The sequence below is a fragment of the Streptomyces sp. 4F14 genome (genome assembly GCF_048159485.1).
Lineage (GTDB): Bacteria > Actinomycetota > Actinomycetes > Streptomycetales > Streptomycetaceae > Streptomyces.
Genome location: NZ_JBLRVY010000037.1, coordinates 24,486 through 50,380, shown reverse-complemented (window position 1 = coordinate 50,380; position 25,895 = coordinate 24,486). Strand labels below are relative to the sequence as shown.

28 protein-coding genes, 2 pseudogenes and 1 riboswitch are annotated in these 25,895 nt (G+C 71.2%); of the genes and pseudogenes, 11 read left to right on the top strand and 19 right to left on the bottom strand.

Annotated features, from left to right (window positions below):
* Nucleotides 1-26 precede the first annotated feature (26 nt).
* The 4 genes from ribH to ACLZOT_RS42930 are packed head-to-tail and all read right to left on the bottom strand — an operon-like array spanning nucleotide 27 to nucleotide 3,189.
* Complete coding sequence (gene ribH, locus ACLZOT_RS42945) at nucleotides 27-512, bottom strand: 6,7-dimethyl-8-ribityllumazine synthase (RefSeq protein WP_416974665.1); 486 nt, start codon at nucleotides 510-512, stop codon at nucleotides 27-29.
* A gap of 54 nt (nucleotides 513-566) precedes the next feature.
* Complete coding sequence (gene ribA, locus ACLZOT_RS42940) at nucleotides 567-1,964, bottom strand: GTP cyclohydrolase II (RefSeq protein WP_416974664.1); 1,398 nt, start codon at nucleotides 1,962-1,964, stop codon at nucleotides 567-569.
* Entirely contained in the window at nucleotides 1,961-2,584 is a 624-nt protein-coding gene (locus ACLZOT_RS42935; protein ID WP_416974663.1) for a nicotinamide mononucleotide transporter family protein, read from the bottom strand. Before ACLZOT_RS42935 ends, ribA begins: the two co-directional genes overlap by 4 nt.
* Complete coding sequence (locus ACLZOT_RS42930; protein ID WP_416974662.1) at nucleotides 2,581-3,189, bottom strand: riboflavin synthase; 609 nt, start codon at nucleotides 3,187-3,189, stop codon at nucleotides 2,581-2,583. The genes ACLZOT_RS42935 and ACLZOT_RS42930 overlap by 4 nt, the downstream gene beginning before the upstream one ends.
* 154 nt (nucleotides 3,190-3,343) lie before the next feature.
* Nucleotides 3,344-3,474, bottom strand: a riboswitch (FMN riboswitch).
* A gap of 119 nt (nucleotides 3,475-3,593) precedes the next feature.
* On the opposite strand from ACLZOT_RS42930, the gene ACLZOT_RS42925 reads away from it, so the two are divergent.
* Complete coding sequence (locus tag ACLZOT_RS42925; protein ID WP_416974661.1) at nucleotides 3,594-4,478, top strand: RNA polymerase sigma-70 factor; 885 nt, start codon at nucleotides 3,594-3,596, stop codon at nucleotides 4,476-4,478.
* Between the two features lie 68 nt (nucleotides 4,479-4,546).
* Nucleotides 4,547-5,281, top strand: coding sequence for an SDR family oxidoreductase (locus ACLZOT_RS42920; protein ID WP_416974660.1), 735 nt, complete (start codon nucleotides 4,547-4,549; stop codon nucleotides 5,279-5,281).
* A 534-nt stretch (nucleotides 5,282-5,815) separates the two neighbouring features.
* On the opposite strand, the gene ACLZOT_RS42915 is transcribed toward ACLZOT_RS42920, so the two are convergent.
* On the bottom strand, nucleotides 5,816-7,228 hold the full coding sequence (locus tag ACLZOT_RS42915) for an ROK family protein (protein WP_416974659.1): 1,413 nt from the start codon (nucleotides 7,226-7,228) through the stop codon (nucleotides 5,816-5,818).
* 126 nt (nucleotides 7,229-7,354) lie between these two features.
* On the opposite strand from ACLZOT_RS42915, the gene ACLZOT_RS42910 reads away from it, so the two are divergent.
* Together ACLZOT_RS42910 and ACLZOT_RS42905 are read left to right on the top strand one after the other, a co-directional pair.
* Nucleotides 7,355-8,542, top strand: a complete 1,188-nt coding sequence (locus ACLZOT_RS42910) for an MFS transporter (protein WP_416974658.1) — start codon at nucleotides 7,355-7,357, stop codon at nucleotides 8,540-8,542.
* Nucleotides 8,543-8,653: 111 nt separating this feature from the next.
* Entirely contained in the window at nucleotides 8,654-9,343 is a 690-nt protein-coding gene (locus tag ACLZOT_RS42905) for a DUF5995 family protein (protein WP_416974657.1), read from the top strand.
* Between the two features lie 2 nt (nucleotides 9,344-9,345).
* On the opposite strand, the gene ACLZOT_RS42900 is transcribed toward ACLZOT_RS42905, so the two are convergent.
* From ACLZOT_RS42900 to ACLZOT_RS42865, 8 genes and pseudogenes are all read right to left on the bottom strand, one after another.
* Complete coding sequence (locus tag ACLZOT_RS42900; RefSeq protein WP_416974656.1) at nucleotides 9,346-11,043, bottom strand: flavin monoamine oxidase family protein; 1,698 nt, start codon at nucleotides 11,041-11,043, stop codon at nucleotides 9,346-9,348.
* A 14-nt stretch (nucleotides 11,044-11,057) separates the two neighbouring features.
* Nucleotides 11,058-11,843 carry a carbon-nitrogen hydrolase family protein gene (locus ACLZOT_RS42895; RefSeq protein WP_416974655.1) on the bottom strand — a complete coding sequence of 262 codons (786 nt, stop codon included), beginning with the start codon at nucleotides 11,841-11,843 and terminating at the stop codon, nucleotides 11,058-11,060.
* A 215-nt stretch (nucleotides 11,844-12,058) separates the two neighbouring features.
* Nucleotides 12,059-12,499, bottom strand: coding sequence for an Lrp/AsnC family transcriptional regulator (locus ACLZOT_RS42890; RefSeq protein ID WP_416974654.1), 441 nt, complete (start codon nucleotides 12,497-12,499; stop codon nucleotides 12,059-12,061).
* A 21-nt stretch (nucleotides 12,500-12,520) separates the two neighbouring features.
* A complete protein-coding gene (locus ACLZOT_RS42885) occupies nucleotides 12,521-13,021 on the bottom strand; it encodes a GNAT family N-acetyltransferase (RefSeq protein ID WP_416974653.1) in 501 nt (166 codons plus the stop codon).
* Between the two features lie 54 nt (nucleotides 13,022-13,075).
* Complete coding sequence (locus ACLZOT_RS42880; RefSeq protein WP_416974652.1) at nucleotides 13,076-14,518, bottom strand: GuaB1 family IMP dehydrogenase-related protein; 1,443 nt, start codon at nucleotides 14,516-14,518, stop codon at nucleotides 13,076-13,078.
* A gap of 79 nt (nucleotides 14,519-14,597) precedes the next feature.
* Entirely contained in the window at nucleotides 14,598-14,867 is a 270-nt protein-coding gene (locus ACLZOT_RS42875; RefSeq protein WP_416974651.1) for a barstar family protein, read from the bottom strand.
* A pseudogene (locus ACLZOT_RS42870) lies at nucleotides 14,864-15,001 on the bottom strand (ribonuclease domain-containing protein); the annotation flags it as partial. The pseudogene ACLZOT_RS42870 and the gene ACLZOT_RS42875, both read right to left, overlap by 4 nt.
* Nucleotides 15,002-15,476: 475 nt before the next feature.
* The gene (locus ACLZOT_RS42865; RefSeq protein WP_416974717.1) at nucleotides 15,477-15,986 is read right to left on the bottom strand and encodes a hypothetical protein; all 510 of its coding nucleotides are present in this window, start codon (nucleotides 15,984-15,986) and stop codon (nucleotides 15,477-15,479) included.
* 288 nt (nucleotides 15,987-16,274) lie between these two features.
* Between ACLZOT_RS42865 and ACLZOT_RS42860 the strand changes: the two are divergent.
* From ACLZOT_RS42860 to ACLZOT_RS42830, 7 genes and pseudogenes are all read left to right on the top strand, one after another.
* A pseudogene (locus ACLZOT_RS42860) lies at nucleotides 16,275-16,439 on the top strand (helix-turn-helix domain-containing protein); the annotation flags it as partial.
* Between the two features lie 96 nt (nucleotides 16,440-16,535).
* The gene (locus ACLZOT_RS42855) at nucleotides 16,536-16,919 is read left to right on the top strand and encodes a hypothetical protein (RefSeq protein WP_416974716.1); all 384 of its coding nucleotides are present in this window, start codon (nucleotides 16,536-16,538) and stop codon (nucleotides 16,917-16,919) included.
* Complete coding sequence (locus ACLZOT_RS42850) at nucleotides 16,901-17,485, top strand: helix-turn-helix domain-containing protein (RefSeq protein WP_416974650.1); 585 nt, start codon at nucleotides 16,901-16,903, stop codon at nucleotides 17,483-17,485. The genes ACLZOT_RS42855 and ACLZOT_RS42850 overlap by 19 nt, the downstream gene beginning before the upstream one ends.
* 186 nt (nucleotides 17,486-17,671) lie before the next feature.
* Entirely contained in the window at nucleotides 17,672-18,388 is a 717-nt protein-coding gene (locus tag ACLZOT_RS42845) for a ParA family protein (RefSeq protein ID WP_416974649.1), read from the top strand.
* Entirely contained in the window at nucleotides 18,385-19,242 is an 858-nt protein-coding gene (locus ACLZOT_RS42840; RefSeq protein WP_416974648.1) for a hypothetical protein, read from the top strand. Before ACLZOT_RS42845 ends, ACLZOT_RS42840 begins: the two co-directional genes overlap by 4 nt.
* Nucleotides 19,243-19,364: 122 nt before the next feature.
* Nucleotides 19,365-19,676 carry a hypothetical protein gene (locus ACLZOT_RS42835; RefSeq protein WP_416974647.1) on the top strand — a complete coding sequence of 104 codons (312 nt, stop codon included), beginning with the start codon at nucleotides 19,365-19,367 and terminating at the stop codon, nucleotides 19,674-19,676.
* A gap of 440 nt (nucleotides 19,677-20,116) precedes the next feature.
* Entirely contained in the window at nucleotides 20,117-20,302 is a 186-nt protein-coding gene (locus ACLZOT_RS42830) for a hypothetical protein (RefSeq protein WP_416974646.1), read from the top strand.
* Nucleotides 20,303-20,493: 191 nt separating this feature from the next.
* Here ACLZOT_RS42830 and ACLZOT_RS42825 read toward each other — a convergent pair whose 3' ends face one another.
* The 6 genes from ACLZOT_RS42825 to ACLZOT_RS42800 all read right to left on the bottom strand — a co-directional run bounded on the left by ACLZOT_RS42825 (nucleotide 20,494) and on the right by ACLZOT_RS42800 (nucleotide 25,843).
* Nucleotides 20,494-21,138 (bottom strand): HAD family hydrolase, encoded by a 645-nt coding sequence (locus ACLZOT_RS42825; protein WP_416974711.1) that lies wholly within the window; start codon nucleotides 21,136-21,138, stop codon nucleotides 20,494-20,496.
* Nucleotides 21,139-21,229: 91 nt separating this feature from the next.
* Nucleotides 21,230-22,504, bottom strand: a complete 1,275-nt coding sequence (locus ACLZOT_RS42820) for a hypothetical protein (RefSeq protein WP_416974645.1) — start codon at nucleotides 22,502-22,504, stop codon at nucleotides 21,230-21,232.
* Nucleotides 22,505-22,546: 42 nt separating this feature from the next.
* Nucleotides 22,547-22,762 (bottom strand): hypothetical protein, encoded by a 216-nt coding sequence (locus ACLZOT_RS42815; protein WP_416974644.1) that lies wholly within the window; start codon nucleotides 22,760-22,762, stop codon nucleotides 22,547-22,549.
* A gap of 66 nt (nucleotides 22,763-22,828) precedes the next feature.
* Nucleotides 22,829-23,692 carry a hypothetical protein gene (locus ACLZOT_RS42810; protein WP_416974643.1) on the bottom strand — a complete coding sequence of 288 codons (864 nt, stop codon included), beginning with the start codon at nucleotides 23,690-23,692 and terminating at the stop codon, nucleotides 22,829-22,831.
* Between the two features lie 16 nt (nucleotides 23,693-23,708).
* Nucleotides 23,709-24,713 (bottom strand): L-histidine N(alpha)-methyltransferase, encoded by a 1,005-nt coding sequence (gene egtD, locus ACLZOT_RS42805; protein WP_416974642.1) that lies wholly within the window; start codon nucleotides 24,711-24,713, stop codon nucleotides 23,709-23,711.
* Nucleotides 24,710-25,843, bottom strand: a complete 1,134-nt coding sequence (locus ACLZOT_RS42800; RefSeq protein WP_416974641.1) for an MFS transporter — start codon at nucleotides 25,841-25,843, stop codon at nucleotides 24,710-24,712. Before ACLZOT_RS42800 ends, egtD begins: the two co-directional genes overlap by 4 nt.
* Nucleotides 25,844-25,895 lie beyond the last annotated feature (52 nt).

The window sequence follows — 25,895 nt, the reverse complement described above, 5'->3', positions numbered from 1 at the left end:
TCACTCTAGCCCGATGCTCATTCGGGTCAGTGCCACGGTTCGGATACTGAACGCAGGACGGCCGCCGTCGCCACCGCCGCGGTCACCGCCTCGTGGCCCTTGTCCTCGTTCGAGCCCTCGATGCCCGCGCGGTCCAGGGCCTGATCCTCCGTGTCGCAGGTCAGGACGCCGAAGCCGACGGGGACGCCGGTCTCCACCGAGACCTGGGTCAGACCCTGGGTGACGCCCTGGCAGACGTACTCGAAGTGGGGGGTGCCGCCGCGGATGACGACGCCGAGGGCCACGATCGCGTCGTAGCCGCGGCCGGCGAGGACCTTCGCCGCGACCGGCAGCTCCCAGCTGCCGGGGACCCGGATCAGGGTCGGCTCGTCGATGCCCAGGTCGTGCAGGGCGCGCAGGGCGCCGTCCACCAGGCCGTCCATCACCTTCTCGTGCCACTGCGCCGCGACGACGGCGACCCGCAGGTCACCCACATTGCGTACGGACAGTTCCGGTGCGCCCTTGCCGCTCACGTCTCTCCTTCAGGTCGTTCAGGTCGTTCAGGTCGTTCAGGTGGTTCGGGGGTTCTACTGGTCGCCGGCGGCGTCGAGCCACGGCAGGTCGTGTCCCATCCGGTCCCGCTTGGCGCGCAGGTAGCGGATGTTGTGCTCGCCGACCTGCACGGGGACCGGCTCGCGGGCCGTCACCGGCAGGCCGTACCGGGCGAGCGCGGCGGCCTTGTCGGGGTTGTTCGTCAGCAGGCGTACGGTGCGTACGCCCAGGTCGGCGAGGATGCGGGCGCCGGCCCCGTAGTCCCGGGCGTCGGCGGGCAGGCCGAGTTCCAGGTTGGCGTCCAGGGTGTCGTGGCCCTGCTCCTGGAGTTCGTACGCCCGTAGCTTCGGCAGCAGTCCGATGCCCCGCCCCTCGTGTCCCCGCAGGTACACGACGACTCCCCGGCCCGCTTCCTGGACCCGCTTCAGCGAGGCGTCGAGCTGCGGCCCGCAGTCACAGCGCCGCGAGCCGAGGACGTCACCGGTGAGGCACTCCGAGTGGAGGCGGACCAGTACGTCGGCGCCGTCGCCGATCTCGCCGTGCACGAGCGCGATGTGCTCGACGCCGTCGGCGGCGCGGTAGCCGTACGCGGTGAAGGTGCCGTGGGCGGTAGGGAGGGGGGTCTCGGCCTCGCGGTGGACGAGGGGGGCCGCCGCCGGGGTGTCCTGCGGGGCTTCCTGCGGAGTGGCGGGGCGGGCGTCCAGTTCGGTGAACGTGACGCTCGTGAGGCCGAGTTCCCGGTTCCTGCGGTACGCGATCAGGGCCTCGATGGAGATGATCGTCAGGCCGTGCTTGCGGGCGAACGGCACCAGTTCGGGCAGCCGCAGCATCCGGCCGTCCTCCCCGGCGATCTCGACGATCGCCCCGGCCGGCCGCAGCCCCGCGAGACGGGCGAGATCGACGGCGGCCTCGGTGTGCCCGTCGCGGACGAGGACGCCGCCGGCGCGGGCGCGCAGGGGGAAGACGTGGCCGGGGCGGACGAAGTCGTCGGCCTGGACGGGCTGCTCCGCCTCAGAAGCGCCGTCCGTCCCGCCCGCCCCCTCCGCGAGCAGCCTGATCGTCGTGGCCCGGTCCGCCGCCGAGATGCCCGTCGTCACCCCGTGCGCCCCGGACGCGTCGACCGAGACCGTGAACGCCGTCTTCATCGACTCGGTGTTGTCGCCGACCATCTGGGGCAGGGCGAGCCGGTCGAGGTCGGGGCCCTCCATGGGTGCGCAGATCAGGCCCCGGCACTCGCTCATCATGAACGCGACGATCTCGGGGGTGATCTTCTCCGCGGCGACGACGAGGTCGCCCTCGTTCTCGCGGTTCTCGTCGTCGACGACCACGATGGGGCGTCCGGCGGCGATGTCCGCGACGGCCTGCTCGACGGGGTCGAGGGTGAGATCGTCGGAGTCGGTGTCGGTGCCGTAGAAGACGGTCGCCGTGCTCATGCGGGGGCTCCTTCCAGGGTGGGCCGGCGGGTGCGCAGCCACCAGTCGCGCATGCCCCACAGGACGAGCGCGCCGTAGATGACGTAGACGAAGCCGGAGAAGGCGTAGCCGTTGGCGAAGTTGAGGGGGACGCCGACGGCGTCGACGAGCAGCCAGGCGAACCAGAACTCGACCATGCCCTTGGCCTGCGCGTACATGGCGACGATCGTGCCGACGAAGATGTACGCGTCGGGCCAGGGGTCCCAGGAGAGGCTGGGGTACGCCTCGAAGAGCAGGGCGACGGCGACCGTGCCGGCGGCGCCCGCGGCGATCATCGCGCCGCGTTCGTTCCAGGAGGCGAAGCGGGGGGTGATCCGGCCCTGGCCTCGGTTGCGGCTCCACTGCCACCAGCCGTACGCGGCGACCGCCATGACGATGACCTGCTTGCCGGCGCTGCCCGCGAGGTGCCCGTAGAAGGCGCTGAACAGGACGAGCCCGGAGACGAACTGGACCGGCCAGGTCAGCAGGTGCCGGCGCCAGCCGAGCGCGAGGGCGGCGAGGCCGAGCAGGTTGCCGATCATGTCCGACCAGATGATGTGCTGGTCGAGCAGGACGAACGCCTCGGAGTTCAGCCAGTTCACTTGCCCGCTCCTGGAACCCGGTCGCCCATCAGGCGCTCGACGTACTTCGCGACGACGTCCACTTCGAGGTTGACCGGGTCGCCGGGCTGCTTGCGGCCGAGCGTGGTCAGTTCGAGGGTCGTCGGGATGAGGCTGACGGTGAAGAAGTCCGCGCCCGCCTCGACGACCGTGAGGCTGATGCCGTCGACGGTGATGGAGCCCTTCTCGACGACGTAGCGCGCGAGGTCGGCGGGCAGGGAGACCTTGACGATCTCCCAGTTCTCGGACGGCGTACGGGCCAGGACCTGGCCGGTGCCGTCGACGTGTCCCTGCACGATGTGGCCGCCGAGGCGCGCGCCCACGGCCATCGGGCGTTCCAGGTTGACGCGGGAGCCGACCGCGAGGGCGCCGAGGCTGGAGCGGTCGAGGGTCTCGGCCATGACGTCGGCGGTGAACTCGTCGCCCTCGTGCTCGACGACGGTGAGACAGACGCCGTTCACGGCGATGGAGTCGCCGTGCTTCGCGCCGTCGGTGACGACGGGGCCGCGCAGCCTGAACCGGGAGGAGTCGCCGAGGTTCTCGACGGCGGTGATCTCACCCAGTTCTTCAACGATTCCGGTGAACACTTCCCGGGTCCTCCTGCCACGATCGGGCACGGACTCCGGGGCCTGTCGAGAGACGACAGAGAAGACGGACAGGAACACACTCGGGGGAGGTCGCCGAACGCACCCGTCGGCAGACGGGCACACATACGGCGGCACACCCGAAAGGGCCTGCCCGCCGCGCACTGCCTCCCATCCGGACTTTAACCGTCGGTCCAGGAATTCCACCTGGTCAACCGATCACTGGAAGCGATCGGGTCGCGGACTGTAACCGCCGGTTCGGACTTTCACCGACCCCGGAGTGCGCTGCTATTGGTACACGGTCAGTGTGCCACGGCGGACGGTGGTCCATACGGGTGAAGTCTGTGGAGTGGCTCACAGGGAGCGGCCCGGCACGCTGTGTGCGGGGCGTCGGGCACAGTGGGGTCATGACGACCGCGCTCGCCGAGGAGTTCGAGACCCACCGCCCACGGCTGTTCGGCCTGGCCTACCGGATGCTGGGCTCCGCGCAGGAGGCCGAGGACACCGTCCAGGACGCCTACCTGCGGTTCGGTACGGCCGACCGGGCCGCGATCGAGCACGTCGGGGCGTGGCTCGCGAAGGTCACCACGAACCTGTGCCTGAACCGGCTGACCTCGGCACGGGCCCGCCGCGAGCGGTACGTCGGGACCTGGCTGCCGGAGCCGGTCCTCACCGCGGACGGCACCCTCGGCCCTCTGGAGACCGCCGAGCAGCGCGACGCCGTCTCCCTCGCGCTGCTCGTGCTGCTGGAGCGGCTCACGCCGACCGAGCGCGCGGTGTACGTGCTGCGGACGGGGTTCGCGTACGGGCACGCGGAGATCGCCGGCGTCCTCGACCTCACCGAGGCCAACTCCCGTCAGCTCTACCGGCGGGCCGAGCGGCGGATCGCCGAGGAGAAGGCGCGGTTCGAGCCGGACGCCGGGCGGCGGGACGCGCTGCTGACCGCGTTCCTCGCCGCCGCGCGGGGCGGTGACCTCGCGGGGCTGGAGAAGCTCCTCGCCGCCGATGTCACGTGGTGGGGCGACGGGGGCGGCAAGGCGTCCGCCGCGGTACGGCCCGTCCTCGGGCGGGAGAAGGTGGCGCGGTTCGTGGCCGGCGTGTTCCGGCTGCACCTGGCCGGCGCGACGTTCACGGTCGTCGAACTCAACGGCGCCCCGGGGCTGTTGATCCTCGACGGCGACACCCTCGTCGGCACGGTCGGGGTCGTGTGCCGGGAGGGGGTCGTCAGCGAGGTGCGGGCCGTCCTCAACCCCGACAAGCTCGCCTTCGTACGGCGCCAGCTCGCCGGCTGACGTCGGTGTCACGTTTCACGGGGCTGCCCGGTTCTTCCTGGGAGACACCGTCGAAGGAGCTGATGCGCATGTCCACGATCCTGGTGACCGGGGGGACCGGAACCCTCGGGCGGCCCGTCGTCGAACGGCTGCGGGCAGGGGGCCACGAGGTACGGGTCCTCAGCCGGCGCGGTCCCGACCACGCCGTCGACCTGTCCGCGGGCGGGCCCGCGCTGCGTACGGCGCTGGCGGGCGTCGACACGGTCGTGCACTGCGCGAGTTCGACGCGCGGAGGTGACGAGAAGGCCGCCGCGCACCTGATCTCGGCCTCGCGCGAAGCCGGGGTCGGGCACCTCGTGTACATCTCCATCGTCGGCGTCGACCGGGTGCCGTTCGGCTACTACCGGTCCAAGTTCGCCGTCGAACACCTCGTGGAGGAGTCGGGGCTCGGCTGGACGACCCTGCGGACCACCCAGTTCCACGACCTCATCGCCCAGTGGCTGGACACCCTCGCCAAGTCCCCGGTGATGCCGGTCCTCTCCGGAGTCCGCGACCAGCCCATCGAGGTGACCGAAGTCGCCGCGCGCCTCGCGGAATTGACGCTGGCCGACCCTCAGGGCCGGGTCCCCGACATGGGCGGGCCCGAGATCCTGACGTTCGACGCGCTCGCCCGCGCCTACCTCCGGTCCCGGGGCAAGCGGCGTCCACTGGTGCGGGTGCCCCTGTGGGGCGCGACGTACCGCTCGTTCCGGGCGGGCGACCATCTGACGCCGGGGAACGCGGTGGGGAAGCGGACGTTCGGGGAGTACGTGTCGGGGGTGTAGGGCGGGTACGGGGCACCTGCCTCGCGCGGGGCGTGAGCATTACGGCGGCCCGCCTCGCGCGGGGTGCCGGGCACGACGGCAACTCGCCCCGCGCTGAGCGCAGGTCGCCATGGCCACCCGCCCCGAGCCGGGAGCAGGCCGCCACCAGCCCTCCGCCTCGCGCTGGACGCCGGTCGCGACGGCACCTCGCCCCGCCCTGAGCGTGGACCGCAACAGCGTCCCACCTCACGCCGGGCGCAAGCCGGAAGCAGCCGCCCACCCCACACTCGGCGCAAGCCACCACAGCAGCCCACCCCGCGCTGAGCGAAGGTCGCCATGGCCACCCGCCCCGAGCCGGGAGCAGGCCGCCACCAGCCCTCCGCCTCGCGCTGAGCGCGGATCGCCACGGCGGCTCGCCCCGGGCGCAAGCCGGAAGCAGCCGCCCGCCCCACGCTCAGCGCAAGCCACCACAGCAGCCCACCCCGCACTGAGCGCAGGTAGCCATGGCCGCCCGCCCCCGCACTGGGCGCAAGCCACAGCGCCCCGCCCCGCGCCCTACGACGCCCCGAACAACTCGTCCTGCGCAGCCTCCCGCGCGGTCAGCAAGGCCCCCCGCAGCACAGCCCCGCCCCCCAACCCCCCGGCCCTCACCTCGGTCGCCAGCGGCGCCATCCTCCGGATCCGCTTCTCGACCTTCCCCGCGAGGACGTCCCCACCGGCTTGCCCGATCTCGCCGCCGAGGACCACGCACCCGGGGTCGAGCACGGCGACGACGGAGGCGACGCCGAGGGCGATGCGGTCGGCGAGGGTGTCGAGGAAGGCGGAGGCGGGGGAGGTCACGGTGTCCGGGGCCTCTGTGGCGACGGGCCCCGGGCCAGCCGCTGCCGTCCGGGACGGGGCCTGCGCGGGATCTTCGGGCGGAATGGTTCCCGCCGCAGCGGACCCGGCTCCGGAAACGGCGTCACCGACCGCTGAACCGGCCCGGCCGGCAAGCCCGGTCGCGGCGGAACCCGGCGTGACGACAGCCCCGGACCCCGGCAGCGCCGTACCGGCGTCTCCACCCCCGACCGGTGACACTCCCCCGCAGCTCACCGCCTCGACCGCCCCCCGCACCACCCCCGCGGCCCCCTCCCCCGCCACCCCGTACTCCCGCGCGAGCCGTTCGACGGCCCACCCCCCGGCCACCGAGTGGAATCCGCCCTCGCAGTCCGTGGCGGACGGCAGCGCGACCCCCGGGACGGGAAGGAACCCGATCTCCCCCGTCCCCCCCGACGCGCCCCGGCGCAGCGTGCCGTCCAGGACGACGGCCGCGCCGATGCCGTGGCCGAGCCAGAGCAGGACGAACGTGTCACGGCCCTGCGCGTTGCCCTCGCCGCGTTCCGCGAGGGCGGCGAGGTTGGTCTCGTTCTCGACCAGGACACGGGCGGCGGGGAAACGTTCCTGGAGAACGGCGACGAGGCGCCGGTGCCACAGGGGCAGGCTGCCCGAGTCGTGGAGGTCGCCGGTGGCGGGGTCGATGAGGCCGGGAGCGCCGATACAGACCGTGTGGAGGGCGTCGGCGCCGGCCTCCTTCGCCGCGCGTTCGACGAGGGTGACCGCCTGATCGAGCGCCGGCCCGGTGTCCGTGTCACCGCCGATCGGCACGGACGCCTCCGCGAGGACCCGCCCGACGAGGTCGGAGATCAGCACGGCGACGCTGTCGGTACGGACATCGAGCGCGGCCAGATACGCACGGCCCGCGACGATCCCGTACAGCTTCGCGTTCGGCCCCCGGCGATGCGCGCCGGTCTCCCCCGTGATCTCGACGAGCCCGGCGGCGGTGAGGCGTTCGACGAGGTCGGCGACGGTGGGCCGGGACAGTCCGGTGAGGTGCTTCAACTGCCCCGCCGTGAGCGGGCCTTCCCGCTGGAGCAGGCGCAGGGCGAGCCGGTCGTTGATGGCTCGGGCGGTGCTCGGTGATGCGGGCATGGCGGGATCCTCCCACGGCCGGAGCTGTCTGGAACCGTACCGGCCCCCTATTTATCAGGAAGGGTCCCTGATAGTTTGCGGCGCGGCACAGGACAGCGTCCGAGGGGGCGCGGGAAAGGGGCGGGGATGGGCACGGACGTACGCCGGGGGCGGTACGCCGTCTCGGCGGTGTTCGCGGTGCACGGCGGGGTGACGGGCTCGTTCGCGACCCGCGTCCCGTGGATCCAGGACCACGCGGGCCTCGGCGCGGGCCAGCTCGGCTTCGCGCTGGCGTTCACCGCGTTCGGCGCGGCCTGCGCGATGCCGCTGGCGGGCTGGATCACGCACCACCTGGGCACCCGTACGGCGCTGCGCCTGCTGCTGTCCCTGTGGACGCTCTCCCTGGTCCTGCCGTCCCTCGCACCGGATCTGCTCACCCTGTGCCTGGCGATGTTCGCGTACGGCGCGACCGCGGGGATGGCGGACGTCGCGATGAACGCGATGGGCGTGGAGATCGAGCACCGGCTCGGGAAGTCGATCATGTCGGGCCTGCACGGCATGTGGAGCGTGGGCACGCTGATCGGCTCGGGTGCGGGCACGCTCGCCGCGCACCTCGGCGCGGACGCGCGGATCCACCACGCGCTGGCGGCGGGGCTCCTGACCGTGCTGGGCCTGGCCGCCTGCCGCTGGGTCCTGGACCTGCGGCCGACGCAGGGCGAGGAGGCGCCCCCGCGTTTCACGCTGCCGCCGCGCTCGTCGCTCCTGATCGGCGCGGTCGGTTTCTGCGCGGTGTTCGCGGAAGGCGCCAGCATGGACTGGTCGGCGGTGTACCTGGAGGACCGGCTGACGGCGTCGGCGGGGCTCGCGGCGGCCTGCACGACCGGTTTCATGCTGACGATGGCGATCGCTCGGCTGGCCGGGGACGCGGTGGTGAACCGGTTCGGGGTGGTGCGGACCGTGCGCTTCGGCGGCGGGCTCGCGGTGGCGGGCGGCGCGCTGGTCGTCGTCGCGGATCATCCGGCGGTCGCGATGGCCGGGTTCGCGCTGACGGGGTTCGGGATCGCCGTCGTCGTCCCGCTGTGCTTCGCGGCGGCCGGGCACTCGGGGCCGAACCCGAGTCAGGCGATCGCGGGCGTGGCGACGATCACGTACACGTCGGGGCTGATCGCGCCGAGCCTGATCGGCGGGGTGGCGCACGCGACCAGCCTGACCGTGTCGTTCGGGGTGGTGACGGCCCTGTCGTGCGGGCTGCTGCTGTTCGCGGGCGTCCTGCGGGGTGCGGAACGCGTGAAGGCCGGCTCCGGGGCCGCGGCGGTGGCGGACCCGCGGCCCTGACGGGGGCGTTCCGGGGCGCGGACCGTTGTTCCGGTTTCGCCGTGTCCCTCGTTCCGGGGAAGCCGGGGCGTCCGCGCCCCGAACCCCGCCCGGGCCTGCCACCCTTCCCCCATGCCGGAGTTGGAGCACTACACGTCGTCCGCCGTAGACGCGGTGATCGCCCGGATGCGGGACCTGGCCGCGGAGCTGCCCGCGCGGGACGGGGTCGCCGTGTTCAACCGGGTCTACCTGGCCGTCACCGAGGAGGTGGACCGGCGCGTCGACACGGGCCGCTTCGCCGACCCCCGGGCGGCGGTCACCCTGGACGTGCGGTTCGCGCGGCGCTACCTCGACGCCGTCGACGCGGACCTGGACGACCGCCGTACGCCCGCCTGTTGGCGCCCGCTGTTCCAGATGCGCCGCCATCCGGGGGTACGGCCGCTGCAGTTCGCGCTGGCCGGGATCAACGCGCACATCGGGCACGACCTCGCGCTGGCCCTGGTCGACACCTGTCACGAACTCGGCTGTGAACCGGCCGAGCTGGAGGACGAGTTCGAGCAGGTCGGGGACATCCTCATGACGCTGGAGGAGCGCATCCGGGAGGAGCTGATGCCGGGCCCCGACCTCCTCCAGCTCGCCGACCCGCTCACGCACCTGCTGGGTTCGTGGAGCCTGGAGCGGGCGCGGGCGGCGACCTGGTCGGCGGCGCGGGCGCTGTGGGCGCTGCGGCGGTTCCCCGACCTCACGGAGGAGTTCGGGGAACGGCTCGACACGGCGGTGGGGTTCGCGGGGCGGATGCTGCTGACGCCGCTGCCGAACTGACGTCAGTCCTCGGGGAGTTCGACCGGCGCGATGTCGTCGTACACGTCCCCGGGGCCCGGGTTGGCCGGGTCGGTCTCCCCGCCGAAGTGGTGCATCACGCCCCATACGGCGTTCAGCGCGGTCTGTACGGCTCCCTCGGCCCATCCGGCGGTCCACGAGATGTCGTCCCCGGCGAGGAACAGGCCGCGCCGGTCGGCGGGGAGCCGGTCCTGCATGAAGTGGGTGAACAGGCGGCGCTGGTAGCGGTAGTGGCCGGGCAGGTTGGCCTTGAACGCGCCCATGAAATAAGGCTCGTTCTCCCAGGAGACGGTCACCGGGCTGCCGATGACGTGGCGCCGGATGTCGACGCCCGGATAGATCTCGCCGAGCGACTTCAGCATGACCTCCATCCGCTCGTTCGCGGACAGCGGCAGCCACTTGAGGCTGTCGTCGCACCAGGTGTACGACAGGCAGATCACGGCCGGCTTGTCGGGGCCGTCGTCGAGGAGGTAGGTCCCGCGCGTCATCCGGTCGGTGAGGGTCATCGACATGACGTCCCGCCCGGTCACCGGGTCCTTGTCCAGCCAGAACGGCCGGTCGACGGGGACGAACAGCTTGGAGCTCTCCATGTAGTGGGTGCGCTCGATGGCCGTCCAGTGGTCGACGGGGAACAGGTCGTCGTCGCACACGACCTTGGACAGCAGCATCCACGACTGCGCGGTGAACACTGCCGCGCGGTACGTGCGGATCTCGCCGTCCGCGTCGGTGACGGTGATCCGGTTCCCGGCGGTGCGGTGCAGCCGGGTGACGGCGGGGCGGGGCTCGCCGTGCGGGTGCAGCGTCCTGAGGGAGGTGCCGTACGGCCAGTGGACGAGCTTCGCGGGCTCCGACTCCCAGAGCCTGAGCGGCAGTTGCTGCGAGCCGCCGACGATCCCCCGGTGATGGTCGTCCGCCTCGGTGTAGACGACGCGCAGGATCTCCAGGATCGAGTTCGGGAAGTCGGTGTCCCAGCCGCCCGTCCCGAAGCCGACCTGCCCGAAGATCTCGCGGTGCCGGAACGACCTGAACGCCTCGGAGGCGCACAGGAATCCGTAGAACGTCTGGTTGTCGAGCCGCTCGACGAGCCGCCCCCAGATCTCCCGGATCCGCGGTACGTCCCGCTCGCGCAGCGCCCGGTTCATGTCCGCGAACTCGGCGCCTTCGTCGAGGCACTTGGCCCACGCCTCCGCCACATCCCGGTAGACCTGCGGGAGATCCTCGATCGTCTCCGCGTAGTGCGACTCGCCCTTGAGGTCGACGACCGTCGAAGGGGTCGTCTCCGCGAGGGGGTTGGGGAAGGGGCGGGTCTCCAGACCGACCAGGTCGATGTAGTGCTGGAGGGCCGTCGAGGAGGGCGGGAAGCGCATCGCGCCCATCTCGGCGGTCAGCGAGGGGTCGCAGCCCTCGAAGCCGACGGTCCGCAGCCGCCCGCCGATCTGGTCGGCCTCGTACACGACCGGCTTCAGGCCCATCCGCATCAGCTCGTACGCGGCGACGATCCCCGACAACCCGCCCCCGATGACGGCGACTTCGGCGCCGTGCTCGGTCGCCGGGATCTGCCCGAGGCCAGCCGGGTGGGCGAGGAAGTCGTCGTAGGCGTAGGGGAAGTCCGGCCCGAACATGGTGATCGGCGGCTGCTGCGCGTCGGCGTGCTCTACGGCGTTGGGCACCATGGACGTCATGGGGGTACGGACTCCTAGCGGGCCACGGACCGGTAGAGGTCCGGGCGGCGGTCGGCGAGATAGGGGTTGGCCTCGCGGGACGCGGCGAGGAACGCGGGGTCGGCGTCGGCGAGGAGCAGTTCCTCGTCGCGGCCGGCCCGGGCGCGGGCGACGCCGTCGGGGCCGGCCAGCACGGACAGGCCGACGAAGTCGAACTCCCCTTCCTCACCGACCCTGTTGACGTACGCCACGTACATCTGGCTCTCGAACGCCCGCACCGGGATCATCGACTCCGCGACGAACTGGAAGGGGTGCATCTGGGCCGTCGGGACGATCAGGAGGTCGGTGCCGGCGAGGGCGTGCGCGCGGACGTTCTCCGGGAACTCCACGTCGTAGCAGATCATCAGCCCGACGGTCAGGCCGCCCAACTCGACCTGGACGACGGGCTGTTCGCCCGGTGTGAAGTGGTCGCGCTCGAAGCAGCCGAAGAGGTGGGTCTTGCGGTAGTTGGCGAGCCTGTCGCCGGTCGCCGAGATCACCTGGGCGGAGTTGAAGACGCTCTCGCCGGCCCGCTCGGGATAGCCGTACGCGATTGCGAGGCCGTGCAGCGCGGCCAGGTCCGCGACCGCGTCGGCCGACTCGCCGTCCGCCGGTTCCGCGAGCCCCTCGATGTCGACGGCGTATCCCGTGAGGAACATCTCCGGCGCCACCAGCAGCTCCGCGCCCGCCTCGGCCGCCCGCCCGGCCGCCTCGCCGAGCACCTTGAGGTTCCCCTCGGCCGAGCCGGGGCGTCCGGAGCTCTGGAGCAGGGCGATGCGCATACGGGGTCCTCACCAGGGGCGTAAGGGGGGTGTCGGGGGCCAGATAGACGGTACGGTCGGCCGGACCTGGCGGACAATAGGCACCCATTGCGGGCAGGTGAGCGATTCGTTGCGTGAAGCGGGGAGCCTCCGGCGATTCGTTGCGCGCCCCTCGGGCGGACGCCCGTCACACCGGCAGCCCTCTCGGGCCGGCGCCCGCCACACCAGCAGCCCTCTCAGGCCGGCGCGCGCCTCAGCAGCGGTGACAGCACCAGCACCGACTTGGTCCGCTCCACGAACGGCTCGCCCGCGATCCGCTCCAGGACCCGTTCGAAGTGCCGCATGTCGGAGGCGAAGACCTGCGCGATGGCGTCGGCCTCCCCGGTGACGGTCGACGCGGCGACGACCTCCTGGTACCGCTCCAGGCCGCGCCGGATGGTCTCCGGCGAGGTGTTGCGGCGGCAGTGGATCTCGACGAACCCCTCGGTCTCCCACCCGAGCGCCACGGGGTCGACCCGGACGGTGAACCCGGCGATGGCCCCGCTCTCGCGCAGCCGGTCCACCCGGCGTTTCACGGCGGGCGCGGACAGCCCGACGAGCTGCCCGATGTCGGCGTAGGACCGCCGGGCGTCTTCCGCGAGGGCGTGCACGATACGTTCGTCCAGGTCGTTCAACACATACGGCAGTAGACCACGCCCTCAGGGGCTCAGCTTCCTCGTCAGGAACCGGCACGGGTCGACGTGCTCGTGCCGGACGCCGCGCGGGTCGACCTCGGTCCAGCGGTCGACGTACCGCACGCCGGGCCGGTACCCGAGGCGCTCGTACAGCGCCGCCGCGCGCGGGTTGCGGTCGTCCACGCCGAGCCCCATGACCGTGACGCCCCGCGCGAGCGCCCACTCCTCGGCGGCCCGCACCAGCGCCGTCCCGATGCCCTGCGAGCGCAGGTTCTCGGGCCACACGACCAGGCCGTTGATCTCGGGGCAGCCGGGGTGCGCGGCCTGGACGTCGGGCGCCTCGCAGCCGGTCCAGCGGACCTCCGCGTGGCCGACGGGCCGGCCGTCGAGCCACGGGATCAGATAGGTGCTGCGGCCCGCTTCCTGCCGGGCGAAGCGCATCGGGTGGCTGCCGTCGACGCTGTCCGACGGCATGACGCGTTCCAGCACGACGAGGTCCTCGCGGCGGCAGGCCAAGATCTCCATGGGGACGACGCTAGAGTGCGCCGCCCCCTGCCCGCTTCCCCTTTTCCGAAGCGGCTAGCTCCAGCTCGCGTGCAGCGGCTTGCCCTCCGCGTAGCCGGCCGCGCTCTGGATGCCGACGACGGCCTTCTCCTCGAACTCCGCGAGCGACCCCGCGCCCGCGTACGTGCAGGACGACCGCACCCCGGCGATGACGGAGTCGATCAGGTCCTCCACCCCCGGCCGGGCCGGGTCGAGGAACATGCGGGACGTGGAGATGCCCTCCTCGAAGAGCGCCTTGCGGGCGCGGTCGTAGGAGGACTCCTCGGAGGTGCGGTTGCGGACCGCGCGGGCCGAGGCCATGCCGAAGGACTCCTTGTACAGGCGCCCGTTCGCGTCCTGCTGGAGGTCGCCCGGGGACTCGTACGTACCGGCGAACCAGGAGCCGATCATCACATTGGACGCCCCGGCGGCGAGGGCCATCGCGACGTCGCGCGGGTGGCGGACACCGCCGTCGGCCCAGACGTGCTTGCCGTGCTTGCGGGCCTCGGCCGCGCACTCCAGGACAGCGGAGAACTGGGGCCGGCCGACGCCGGTCATCATGCGGGTCGTGCACATCGCGCCGGGGCCCACGCCGACCTTGATGATGTCCGCGCCCGCCTCGATCAGGTCGCGGACACCCTCGGCGGACACGATGTTCCCGGCGACGATCGGCACCCGGGGATCCAGCGCGCGGACGGTCCGGATCGCGCTGATCATCGACTCCTGGTGGCCGTGCGCGGTGTCGATGACGAGCGTGTCGACGCCCGCGTCGAGGAGCTGCTTGGCCTTGCCGGCGACGTCACCGTTGATGCCGACGGCGGCGGCGATCCGCAGCTTGCCGTTCGCGTCGACGGCCGGCGTGTACAGCGTCGCCCGCAGCGCGCCCTTGCGGGTGAGGATCCCGGCGAGCTTGCCGTCCTTGTCGACAGCGGGCGCGTACCGCCGGTTCGCCCCGTCGAGGGTCGTGAACGCCTCGCGCGGGTCGATGTCCGCGTCGAGGAGCAGCAGGTCACGGGACATGACCTCGCCGAGCTGCGTGAACCGGTCGACGCCGGTCAGGTCCTGGTCGGTGACGACGCCGACGGGCCGGCGCTCCTCGTCGACGACGACACCCGCGTTGTGGGCACGCTTCGGGAGCAGGGCGAGCGCGTCGGCGACGGTCTGCTGGGGGGAGAGCACGATCGGCGTGTCGAGGACGAGGTGGCGGCTCTTGACCCAGGAGACGACGTCCGTGACGACGTCGATGGGGATGTCCTGCGGAATGACGACGAGCCCGCCGCGCCGGGCCATCGTCTCGGCCATCCGGCGCCCCGCGATCGCGGTCATGTTGGCGACGACCAGCGGGATCGTCGTCCCCGTCCCGTCCGGCGAGCGCAGGTCCACGGCCTGGCGGGAGCCGACCGCGCTGCGGCTCGGAACCATGAAGACGTCGTCGTACGTGAGGTCGTACGCGGGCTTGATGTCATTGAGAAAACGCACGTACTTGATTCTCCCACGCGGGCCCCCGAACCGACTCCGGGAGAAACGTCCAGCCTGCGCGGGAACGCCCTGGAGCTTCCTACAGGGCGAGCAGGACCGGGAGGTCAGTCCCCTCGAAGATCTCCAACGCGATCTCCCACTCATCGGGCCTCGCAGTGGCGTACGGCCGCCACTCTTGTATGACAATCCGCTCGGTCCCCGCCGGCCAGAAACCTGGATCGCGCAGGACATCGGCCAGCGCGTCCCAGTTGCGCCCGAACCAGTCGGGCAGCCGCAGTCCCTCGGCGAACCGGTCCATGAGCCCGGCCCTGTCCGTGACGCCGGCGAGGTCGATCGCGATGTCGGTCATCTCAGTACCGTCCGGAACGAGTCGTAGTGATCATCGGTGTAGTAGATCTCGCCGCCCCGCCCCGTGACAATGCGCCGGGCGCCCCGGTCGCGCGAGCCCGGGGTCTTGACGGTGTACTCGTGGTAATCCGACCGCACCCCTCTGACCTGGACCTATGGAGGCCGAGTTGGCTGTGACCTGCCAGGACGGGTTGCAGAGGCCATCTGAGGCAGTCAGAGGAAAACACTCTGATTCGACCCCGGATCGACCCGGGTCGTTCAGAGGCAGTCAGAGGCGATCCCTCTGATTTCGCCTTGGAACGGCCTGCGTCGACCGACCGGATCAGGAGTGGTGACCTCGTGACAGCCCCGGGTCGCGCCATGGTCGGGTTGCGATGGGGACGCCTGCCTCCCTTGGGAGCCAGGCATACGAAAGCCTCCGGGACGGGAATCCTGGAGGCTTCGCTGGCACCGATTGGAGGTCGGTTCCGGACACCACCTGCGGTTTTTGCGGGCCTGGGTGATGTCCATGTCTTTGCGAGACGACTCCAGAGTGCCACACGACGCCCCCCCTACGCACTACTCACAGCAGGCTTCATCCCAACCAGAGGCAGCCACAGGCGTCCAAACCTCACGGCAGGGGCTCGCCCGACTCCCACGGAGCGCGGCTGATCTGGTCCTCCTCGGAGACCTGACCGGCCGTTACGCGGCAGGCAGCTACAGCAAGCTCGACCACCGAGGGCAGGTCGTCCGGCGCGAAGAGCGACAGGGCATTGCCGAACACGGCCACCGCATCACTGCGGCTGTCGCGTGTCACATCGCCCGTTCCGGTGGCACCGTCGACCAGTTGACGGAACTGCTCATGCACCCGGATCACGAGGGTGGCCGGCACGCACAGGCCATCGCGCTTCGCTCTGGACAGGCACGCGCCCTCGACTACATCCATCGCGTCTGGAAGAGCGCCAGCGCAACCGTCGGCAGCACGAAGGAGGTCGATTCCCGCCAAGGCGCCGACGAAGACCTCGCTGCCCTTCGCGACCTCATCGAGGTCACTCCCTGGCGTGGGGAGCGGGGACGCACCGCTCTGCGGATACTGCGCGCCCACCTCAACTTCGCCGAGGCCGCTGGCGGCCGTCTCCACGCCGCGAGCGAGCGCCAGGCAGCAGAGGTGGCCGGGATCTCCCGGCAGACCCTGCGCAACGCGTACGACACGGTGCTGGGGCCCGGTGGGTGGCTTCGTCGCCTGAGGGTCGGGCGTGGAAGGGAAGGTTCCTCGTGGTATCTCGGCAACGGCCCTGCGGACCGCGCGGGGAATCCGCTTTCTCGCATACAGACCACTCAGTTCCCCCCCGCCCCGGAACTTGGGGAGTGGTCTGCCTCTGAGACCGCGCTCTCGGCCGATGTGGACTCCACGGTCATCAGCCGCCTGATGGCCCACGACGCTTTCGCCCACCGCGCTCTGGGGAGCTCCGCCCTCATGATCATCGGAGCGTTGCACGCACGCCCGGCACAGACCGCCGGTGAACTCATCATCACGTCGTCCGTTTCCCGCGCCACCGTCTACCGCACTCTCCACCGCCTCATGAGTCACGGGCTGGTGCAGCACGTCGGTGAGACATGGACCCTTGCTCCTCACGCTTTGGACAACTTCGGTAACAGGCTCCCGCAGGCTGTTACCGGCCCCCACGGCATGTCCTCACCCAGCTGGGACACGATCGCCCGTCATTACGGGACCGCGGGTTCAGCTGCCCGGCGAAGGGCCTTCCACGCCGTCGAACGGGCCCTGTACAGGGAGACGCTGGACCGGCTTGCGGTGCACCCCCGCAGCGCTGCCGTGATCGTGCGCGACGGCCGCCATGTCGTCGTCCCGGCACTCCGCCCCGACGAGATCCCCACCTCGTGGCACGCGCCGGACGGGTGTGTCCTCGATCCGGTCACCGGCCGTGCCGATCCGGACTGGCGTATCGCCACCGACGGCCGGCTGCTCCTCATCACCCCTGCCGACCAGCTCAGTTACGACGAGCTGGCCGCCGCCTACACCGAAGCCCTCAATGAATGGGAGTCCGTCGCATGAACCCGCCCCCGGAGAAGGCCGCCAAAAGCGATTCGCCCACCCCTGAGTCCCTGCGCGAGCAATACGAGTCCGGAGCCACGGTCCACAGGCTCGTGGCTGACAGCGGCCTGTCGTACGGCACGGTTCTCAACCGGCTGCGGGAAGCCGGTACCGAGATGCGCACGTCGTGGCAGACACGCCGGATGCTCAATGACGCGCACGCACGCCAGCGTCTCGCCGCTCATCTCCGCGTGCTGTACGAGAAGCACGGTGCGACCTTCGCCGAACTCGCCACCGCCGCGGGAGAGAGCAGGCGTGGTGCCCGGCGCCTGCTGATCGAGGCCGGGGGTACGCCGCGGACGTCGCAGCAGACGCAGAGGGTGCGTTCGGCGGCGCGCGCCGCCGAACGGCAGAGGCTCGCGATGTTCCTGCGGAAGCGGTACGAGGCCGGCGCGAGCGTGCCGGGACTCGCCCGCAAGTGCAACTGCTCCGTTGCCACGGTCTACCGCCTTCTGCACCAGGCCGGAACCCGTATGCGGCCTCAGCATCAGCACGGCCCCGCATCCAGTCCGGGGAAGCGTCCGTGAGCGCCTTCCTCTCCCCTGACGTTCCCTGCCGTCTGAAGAGTCCGTCCACCGGCTGTCCCGGCTGCTTCTCCGCTGCAAGGGCTCCGCCGCCTGCTCTTCGCCGGCACATCGCGAAGCACGCGTCGACTCTGTCGGCCCCCGCGTTCGGTACCCACGCCATCTTTCCCGCAAGGAGATCAAGCACACGTGAACGAAATCACCCGTCTCAAGACCCTGGAAGCGGTCGCAACCCCTTCCTGGGACGCCTTCGTCATCGTTGTCGGCATGCTCAAGGGCGGTACGGGCAAGACCACCTCGGCCTGGTTCATCGCCCTCTACTACGCCGTCGTCCTCGGCGTCCCGACACTGCTGCTGGACGCCGACGCAAGCAGCCAGTCCGCCTACGACTGGTTCAAGGTCGCCCAGGCCGACGGATTCGAGATCCCCGAGAACCTGGTGGTCGAGCGGTACCCGTTCGACGACATCGCCGAGTACATCCGCGAGAAGCGCTCCGAGTTCGGCGCGATCGTGGTCGACGCCGGCGGCGGGAGCGCGAAGCTGTTCCACGAGGCTGTTACCGAGGCGAACCTGCTTCTCGTGCCGGTTGCTCCCACCAAGATCGAGCGGCGCAAGCTCGTGGCCACCTTCGACGAGGCCGAACGTGCCGCAGCCCGCAACGAGCGCGACGTCACCGCTCACGTGGTCCTCGTGAAGGCCGACGACCGCACCAGTCTGCCCCGCAACGCCAAGGACAAGCTCCTGGAGCCCGCCTCGGGTGAAGGCATCGGCCCGGACCGCGACGAACCGTTCCCGCTCGCCGAGACCGTCATCCACTCCTGGGTCCACTACATGGAGGCATTCGGGGAGATCCCGACCGAACTGAGCGAGTACGCGAGCCTCATGAAGGAGCTGACCGAGGTATGACCGATCAGAACGAGAGGCCCAAGCCTCCGGCCCGCCGCTCCGGTCGCGCGCTGGGCGGGGCGAAGGCGAAGACCGCCGTGGTCCCCCCTCCCGAAGCCGAGCTCACCCCCGAGCGGTTCGCTGCCGAGCGCTCGGCCGGACCGGGCGAAAGCCGTTCCGCTGCCGGTCGGTCTGCGGCTGGGCCGTCCGCCCCCGCTGCCGTCGGGGTTCCGGCACAGGACGACCCTGCCGAGGCAGTACCGGTGACGCCGCGGTCCGCGCAGGTACCGGTCGCCGGGTCCGCTTCGCCCGGCACCGTTCAGTCCGAGGGTGCCGAGTTCGCCGCCCCGCCGGTCGGTGGCCCCGTGATACGGCAGGAGACCGCCGAGCAGGAGGGGCAGCCGGATCCGTATGCGGTCCGTGCCGGCAGCTCTGCGGCACCGGAGATCCGTCCCGCCCGGCAGACTGTGGGCATCCAGCAGGACGGACCGCGCCCGTCCGCCTTCACGGGTGGGCCTGCCGCCGAGGTGGTCATTCGTCCCACGGCCCCTCCGATGCCCGGCGGAACGGCTTTCCCGGTGAGGACCGACGTTCCGGGAGGTCAGCGGACCCCGGGCCCGCAGCCGGAGGCAGTGCTTAGTGAGGGTGCGCCGTGGGCTCACGGTCCCGGCCGCCCCACGGAAATTCCTGAGACTGCCGTCATTCTCAACCAGCGCATCATCACCCGCGAGAGCCTCGATTCGTCGGTCCCCGCCGCGCTGAAGCTGAAGAAGCGCATCAAGCGTTTCATGCTGGACAACGAGATCGACCACCTGCCCATCGGTGACATCGTCGCTGTCGCCTTGGATGAGTGGCTCACCGCCCGCGGTTTCTGACACCCCGGTCCGTCTGGTGGCCGCGAGCGGCCCGCTCGTTCGCGGCCACCCCTCCTCCCGACTATTCCACTAGTCCACTAGGCGGCTAGCTAGTCGCCTAGTGGACCTTCCCGGAGCGCCCTGTGCCCGACTTCTCGCACCACGCCCGTCAGCTACGCGCCGTGGCTGACGCGCTCGAAGCACAATCCGACCAGACCGGTGGCCTGCTGCTTCCTCACCCCGACACTCTGAAGATCCTCAATGGCCGTCACACCACTCGCGGGCAGATCAACTACGCCGTCCCTGACGCTCTCCAGATCCAGCGGCGTGTCCGCCGCTTCCACGCGGATCACGGGATGCAGCACGGAGACGTGGTCGCGCTGGCTCTCGATGTCTTCCTTCGCGCCCAGGGTTACCCGCCCGACCTCACGCCGCCCAGGGAGGAGGGTTCATGAGTGGAGCCGACGGTCAACTCGCGCTGGACGGGTTTCCTCCCGGGCGGGGATTCGCAGAAGCGGATGCCGAGCAGTTGTCGCTTCTCGGGGAGCCGATACCCGTTCGGCTTCCTGCGGACCTTTGGCGGGCTTGGCTCGACGACGAGATGGTCGTCGCACGGTTCGAGGCCAAACGCTACGTCAGGCCGGGGGACCGGTGTTGGCCCTGGATCAATGCGGTCAGCTCGACCGGTCACGGTTCGTTCCGCGCCGCGAGCCTTCCCGGTCCTTCCCGGCGCGGAACCGTGCCGGCTCACCTCTTCGCCTTCCAACTGGACCATGGGGTTATAGACCGGCCTGGATGGACCGCTGCCCAGGACCCGGTCGTCTGCCATAGCTGTGATTTTCACGGCTGTACCAATCCGGCCCATCTGCGGCTCGGGACGGCGGCGGAGAACCGTGTGGAGTGGTCACTGCGGCGGGGGAATCCGCACGGTCCTCTGGCGGACACGCGCGGTGCGGCCGGGCGTACGCGGGCCGTGGCCGAGGCGATACGCGCCGGGCTCAGAAGGGGCGAACCGCCCGGGAGGATCGAGCAGTTGATCCGGGCGGCCGAGGAGGAGGGCATGCCGCTCACCCTCTGGTGAGCGGTTCCGGGAGGGTCCTCACGGGCGCCGGCCGTCCCGACGGTGATGGAACGAGCCGAGCGCCGGTGACGGTGCCCCCAACTCCCCCGTGTCACTCCGGTGTTCCGCCGTCCATTGCTGTGGTCCGTGAGATCCGGGTGTCCGCCGGCGGCATGCCGTCGCGGGCCCCGAATCTCACGTCGTCGGAAGGGTCACACTGTGCGGGTGTACTCCACCGCCAGAGCTGCTGCCTCGTCGAGGGTCGCCGCGACGGGTGCGCCGCTGCCGCGGAGGATGTCGGGGTGCGTCAGGCCCCCGCCGTAGGACACGGGGTGGATCTGGGCCGCTCGTGCGGCGCGGACGTCGTCGACGGTGTCCCCGATGAGAACGATCGGCCGGTCGCCGACGGTCTCGGGGAGCAGGGAGAGATGGCGGGCCAGGGTCTGTCTCTTGCTCCTGGAGGACGGGGTCGTCCGTCCGTCGGCGCGCAGGAACAAGGAGTTGATGCCCAGGTCCGAGATGTGCCGGGTCAAGGCGTTGTGGGCGCTCAGCGACAGCACCGAGTGGGTGCACGAGCTGCGCAGGAGGCGGGTGAGGAGTTCCTCGGCTCCGGGCAGGAGCGCGGCCGGTGGCCGGCGGGCGTGGTAGCTCTCGAATGCCACATTCACCTGTGTCCGCTCCCGGTGGGTGAGCGCACGGCCGAGGATGCCGGCGCAGACAGCGGGGGCGGTTGTGGCGAAGTGCTGTCGGACCGTATCCGGATCGGCTGGCTGCTCGTCCAGAGAGATCAGGGCGGCGTTCACTGCTGCGACCTGGCGCTCGACGTCGTCAGCGAGTGTGCCTCTCCATCCCCACACCAGGTGTGGCCGGTTCAAGGTCCGTGGCACGGGACGTGGATCCTTTCTTGATCAGGTGAAGACTACGGTTCCGGTTTTGGAGAAGGGACAGTCACCGGTGCCGGATCCTGTGAAGATCTGCCGCCAGGGCGTGGATGCGGCGGCAGTCCCTCTCGATCGCCTCGGGCTCCTCGTGCGCGAGGACGATCTCGAAGGTTCTCCCGTCGGGAAGCTGCGCCTCGGTCCCGGGGATGAAGGAGTCCGGATGTGCGTCGATGCACACCGTAGTGGGCAGTTCGGCGTCGGCGGGCAGCAGGTTCGACCCGAGTGTGCTGGTGAGCGGGGCAGTAAGGCGGATCCGAGTCACGCGCCGGTGTTGAGTGCCGCGGCGGCGGTCGCGGGGTGTTGTGTCCAGCGTCATGTCGATCGGGTCGTGGCCGGTCAACGCCCATGTCGCCTCGTCCCCGAGGGACCGATGGGTGACGACGCCCGCGGAGAGCAGGACCGGTCCGCGGTCGGGGTCGAAGGCGACGTGGCACACCGCCGGTCCCGATGCCACGCCCAGAGCGTCCAGAACGCGGTGCGTGTGCAGGGACAGACGTCGGGCGAGAAGGTCGTAGCGGTGCAGCAGGTCGATCCGGTCGAGGAGCCCCGTGGGAGCGTACGCATGTGCCCAGATGTCGGTAACAGTGTGCTGGGGACCACCGGGGCCGGACCTCGTGGCGCTGCAGATCACGTACTGCCGCCCGGGCACGCGTTCCTGGATGACGAGGGCGTTGTCGCCGCCGAGGCGCAGGGCTGTCTGCTGGGCCTGCGGCCATACGGCGGTGATCGAGGGCCTCGTCACGTACTCGGCGGGTCCCGCAGGGACACCGATGCAGGGGGAGGCCAACCGGTACGCGGATGCCCGGTGGCTCCTGGTCCAGGCGAGGGCCTCGGCGAGACTGGTCGTGCACAGGGTGCGTGGTGCCGCGATTCCCGCCTGGGACAGTGCTTCTGCCTGAGCGCCGTGGTCCGTGCGCAGGAGAGCTGTCCGCGGTGCGCCGCTCCCGGGCAGGCCCAGCTTCCAGGCGATCTTCTCCGCCAGTTCCACACCGGCCGGGCTGGCGGGCATCACGGCTTCGGTTCCGGCCGCTCGCAGCCTGGCCGCGACGGGATGCGGGTCGCCGGTGTACTCGATGACGTCGGTGTATCTCCCGTCGAGCGCGGCACTCCAGTGTGCAGGCGGGCCTGCGGTGGGGCTGAGGACGACCGCAACGGTGCCCCGTCCTCGGCGGGCCAGTGCGTTGGCATAGCCACAGCCGTGCTGCGGGGCGATGACCGCGACGGTCCGTCTCCCCGCTGTGCAGGATTCTGTCGCGAGGTCAGCGGCGTACTCGGTCGTCATCGGGCAGCCTCCAGAATGCGTCGGTTGGTGGGGCCGTGGAGATCACGGTGTGTGGGCGGGCCGGGGAACCTGCTCGCGAGGGGGCGCGGCGATCAGGCCGGAGCGTTTCGTGCGCCCGGCGTCCGGAGCGGTCGCGGGCCGGCGGGCGAGGCGGCTGTCGGGAGCGGCATGCGGGGGCGTGTGGGGTGCGCTCCGGGTGAGGGCGGGGCCCGCTCCGGCGTACGGGTCGGCGGCGCGGTCGGTCCCGCGCAGGGGCACAGGCGTGGTACTTGTGTGCCGGGATGCCCGGCAGTGAACTTGCCCGCCCGTGGGCGTGACGCGTCTTCATGCGGTTTCTCCGACGTCGGACGGAAGGTGCGGGGTACGGAGTCCGGTTTCGATGGCGGAGAGGACGCGTCGGCGCCAGGTCAGGGCGTACCGGAGGCAGTTCGCCTCGTTCTGGTGCGGACCGTACGAGCGCGGCAGCCGAAACGTGCAGTCGCGGGCGGGGATGCGGCGCCCTTGGGCGGACCAGGCATGGGAGTCAGCGCTGCGCAGACGGCGTGCGGATTTGCGGAGTCCCGTGATTTTGAAGCCGAATCCGTGGCAGCGGGCGGGGCCGAGGATGCCGGTGACCGTCTCGACGATCTCGACGGCTTCTTCGGTGGCCTGGATCCGGCAGACGGAGCCGATGCCGACGAGCGGCTCGTTCAGGAGGTTGATCCCGGCCTGTTCGTACAGGTCGACGCAGTGGGCGTAGTCGGACGGCCTGCGGCCCTGCACGACGGGGATGATGGGCAGGTCCGGGTCCAGGCCGCGCAGGTCCAGGTAGTTTCCGACGGTTCTGTGCAGGTGTTCTTCCACGCTCAGCCCGGTTCCGGGGAAGAACTGGCTGCCGGCCTGTCCGCCGTGGATGATGGCGTCCTCACACATCCAGTCCTGGGGCGCGGCCCAGAGCAGGTTTCCGATTTCGTCGCGGTAGCGCCGCAGGTGCTGGACGTAGGCGCGGGGGCTGGGTCCGGTGTCCCAGGTTCCCTCGCGGCTGAGCTGGGTGAATCCTCCGGAGTCCACGGCGAAGGGTCCGCGGGCCCGTGGAAGGGTCCGCCGGTCCGCCAGGTGGGGATGGGCAATGAACAGGGGCACGTCCGTGTGGGCGAGGAAGTGCGGCTTCGCTCCGAGGAAGAACAGCGGGAGCGTCGGCTCGGTCACGGCAGCGCCTCGCGCATCACGGGCGGTCGGCCCGGGGCGGCAGGCTGGTCTGTGCAGGAGGCGGGGCGACGGGGGCGGCGAGCGTCAGGGCGTACATGTGGCCGGCGGTCCACCAGTGGCGCAGTTCCAGTCCGGCTCCGGCGAGTTCGCGGCGTACGCCGTCCCGGCGGAATTTGGCGGAGACCTCCGTGCGGATCTCCTCGCCGGCCGTGAAGTCGACCGTGAGGTCGAGCGGGGGGATCTTCACGGTCTGCGCGGTGGAGGACCTCAGCCGCATTTCGATCCACTCGTGGGTCTCGTCCCAGCGGACCTTGTGATCGAATGCGCCGGGGTCGAAGTCGGCGCCCAGTTCACGGTTGAGGACGGTGAGGAGGTTCTTGTTGAAGGCCGCCGTCACACCGCCGGTGTCGTCGTAGGCGGCGATGAGCCGGCGTTCGTCCTTAACGAGGTCGGTGCCGAGCAGGAGCGCGTCTCCGGGCGAGAGCAGGGAGCGTACGGACGACATCAGGGCGGCGCGTTCGGGGGGCAGGAGGTTGCCGATGGTGCCGCCGAGGAACGCGACGAGGCGGGGTCCGGGTGCCCCGGGCAGTGCCAGGCCCGTGGTGAAGTCCGCGCTCAGTGCGTGGATGTTCAGGGCGGGGCGTTGCTCTGCCAGTGCGTGGCCCGCCTGGATCAGGGCGCTCTCGCTGACGTCCACCGGCACGTAGGTGTGCAGGTCCGGCATGGCGTCCAGCAGGAGTCTCGTTTTGCCGGACGAGCCGGAGCCGAGGTCGACCAGGGTGCGCGCGCCGGTCTCGGCCGCGATGTCGGCCGCGTGGGCGGCCAGAAGGGCGCGCTCGGCGCGGGCGGGGTAGTAGTCGGGCAGCCTGGTGATCTGCTCGAACAGTTCGCTGCCGTACGCGTCGTAGAACCACTTCGGCGGCAGCGTTTTCGGGGTGCGGGTCAGGCCGCGCAGTACGTCGGCGCGCAGGGCGGCCGTGGTGTTCTCGGGCAGCGTGCGGGTGAGCAGGAAGGGACTCACGGTGAGGTTCCGTTCGCGTCAGGCATCGCCGCGGGGGCGAGCGCAGGGTGATCGGGCCGGGGTGGGGTGGGGTGTCTGCGGGAGGCGGTGAGAATCAGCGCGGCTGCGGTCGCCCCGGCCGGCAGAAGGAGGAGAGAACGCGTGAGATCGGCGGCGGCCGTGCCGATCGCGCAGCCGATGTCCATGCCGGCGACCAGCAGGGCATGGGCCTGCGTCATGTGTCCTCGCGGTGCGTGGGCACTGGTCGTGGCTAAGGCCGCGCCGAGCAGAGGCGCCATGGCCAGGCCCGGGACCGCTGCGGCGAACAGGAGCACGGTGGGGTTGTCCACGGCGGTCAGCGGAAGCCATCCGGCGGCGAAGCAGACGGACAGGGCGGTCAGACGGCTGTCGCGCTCTGCTCGTCCTGCCGCCGCGCCGTAGAGCAGGCCGCCCGCGACAGCGCCGCAGGACAGGGCTGCGGGCAGCCCTCCGGTCAGTCCAGGGGCATCGAGGCGCTCGGCCGCCTGAACGGCCAGCGGGGAGAGGGCACCGAGGGTGATGCCGTTGCACGTCATGGCCAGGTACAGGTGCCGCAGTGCGGGATGCCGGCCCCGCCCGGCTCGTAAGCAGTTCTCGCGACCGGCGCTGGATCCGCGCACGCGCGGGTGTGCCGCGCTCACGAACAGGGCCGTGCCGAGGCCGCCGGCGGCGCCGGTCGCCACGAGAGCCCAGGGGGCGGAGACCGCCATGGTGATCGCGGTCACGAGGAGCGGACCGACGATGTAGTTGATCTCCTGGGTGGTGGAGTCCAGAGCCAGGGCCACCCGCTGATGGGCCGCCGACGGCATCGTCCCGCCGGTGCCCCAACGTGCTCGCAGTGCCGCGTCCAGTGGTGGCCGGGCAGCCCCGGCGACCGCCACCGCCCCCGCCGCCCACCAGGTTTCCTCCGACCCGGCGGCCAGGGTGAGGAAGGCCGTGCTGCTCAAGACTCCGCCCGCCGCTAGTACTCTCCTTTGCCCGTGCCGGTCGGCCAGGCGGGCGCTGACGGGACCCCCGGCAGCGCCGGCCAGCAGGTAGACCGCGGCCAGCAGCCCGCCCGTGCCGTGGCCGCCGCCCGGATCGGCGCTCAGCAGGATCGCCAGCGGGGCCATGGCCGTGGGCAGCCGCCCGGTGAGAGACCCGAGGAGAAGCGTCGGGGCGTCA

Excerpts from the sequence above, each read along its gene's own strand:
- ribA (WP_416974664.1), bottom strand. The coding sequence starts at position 1,964 with ATGAGCACGGCGACCGTCTTCTACGGCACCGACACCGACTCCGACGAT.
- ACLZOT_RS42925 (WP_416974661.1), top strand. The coding sequence starts at position 3,594 with ATGACGACCGCGCTCGCCGAGGAGTTCGAGACCCACCGCCCACGGCTG.
- ACLZOT_RS42920 (WP_416974660.1), top strand. The coding sequence starts at position 4,547 with ATGTCCACGATCCTGGTGACCGGGGGGACCGGAACCCTCGGGCGGCCC.
- ACLZOT_RS42915 (WP_416974659.1), bottom strand. The coding sequence starts at position 7,228 with ATGCCCGCATCACCGAGCACCGCCCGAGCCATCAACGACCGGCTCGCC.
- ACLZOT_RS42910 (WP_416974658.1), top strand. The coding sequence starts at position 7,355 with ATGGGCACGGACGTACGCCGGGGGCGGTACGCCGTCTCGGCGGTGTTC.
- ACLZOT_RS42905 (WP_416974657.1), top strand. The coding sequence starts at position 8,654 with ATGCCGGAGTTGGAGCACTACACGTCGTCCGCCGTAGACGCGGTGATC.
- ACLZOT_RS42900 (WP_416974656.1), bottom strand. The coding sequence starts at position 11,043 with ATGACGTCCATGGTGCCCAACGCCGTAGAGCACGCCGACGCGCAGCAG.
- ACLZOT_RS42895 (WP_416974655.1), bottom strand. The coding sequence starts at position 11,843 with ATGCGCATCGCCCTGCTCCAGAGCTCCGGACGCCCCGGCTCGGCCGAG.
- ACLZOT_RS42885 (WP_416974653.1), bottom strand. The coding sequence starts at position 13,021 with ATGGAGATCTTGGCCTGCCGCCGCGAGGACCTCGTCGTGCTGGAACGC.
- ACLZOT_RS42875 (WP_416974651.1), bottom strand. The coding sequence starts at position 14,867 with ATGACCGACATCGCGATCGACCTCGCCGGCGTCACGGACAGGGCCGGG.
- ACLZOT_RS42855 (WP_416974716.1), top strand. The coding sequence starts at position 16,536 with ATGTCCTCACCCAGCTGGGACACGATCGCCCGTCATTACGGGACCGCG.
- ACLZOT_RS42850 (WP_416974650.1), top strand. The coding sequence starts at position 16,901 with ATGGGAGTCCGTCGCATGAACCCGCCCCCGGAGAAGGCCGCCAAAAGC.
- ACLZOT_RS42840 (WP_416974648.1), top strand. The coding sequence starts at position 18,385 with ATGACCGATCAGAACGAGAGGCCCAAGCCTCCGGCCCGCCGCTCCGGT.
- ACLZOT_RS42820 (WP_416974645.1), bottom strand. The coding sequence starts at position 22,504 with ATGACGACCGAGTACGCCGCTGACCTCGCGACAGAATCCTGCACAGCG.
- ACLZOT_RS42800 (WP_416974641.1), bottom strand. The coding sequence starts at position 25,843 with ATGGCCCCGCTGGCGATCCTGCTGAGCGCCGATCCGGGCGGCGGCCAC.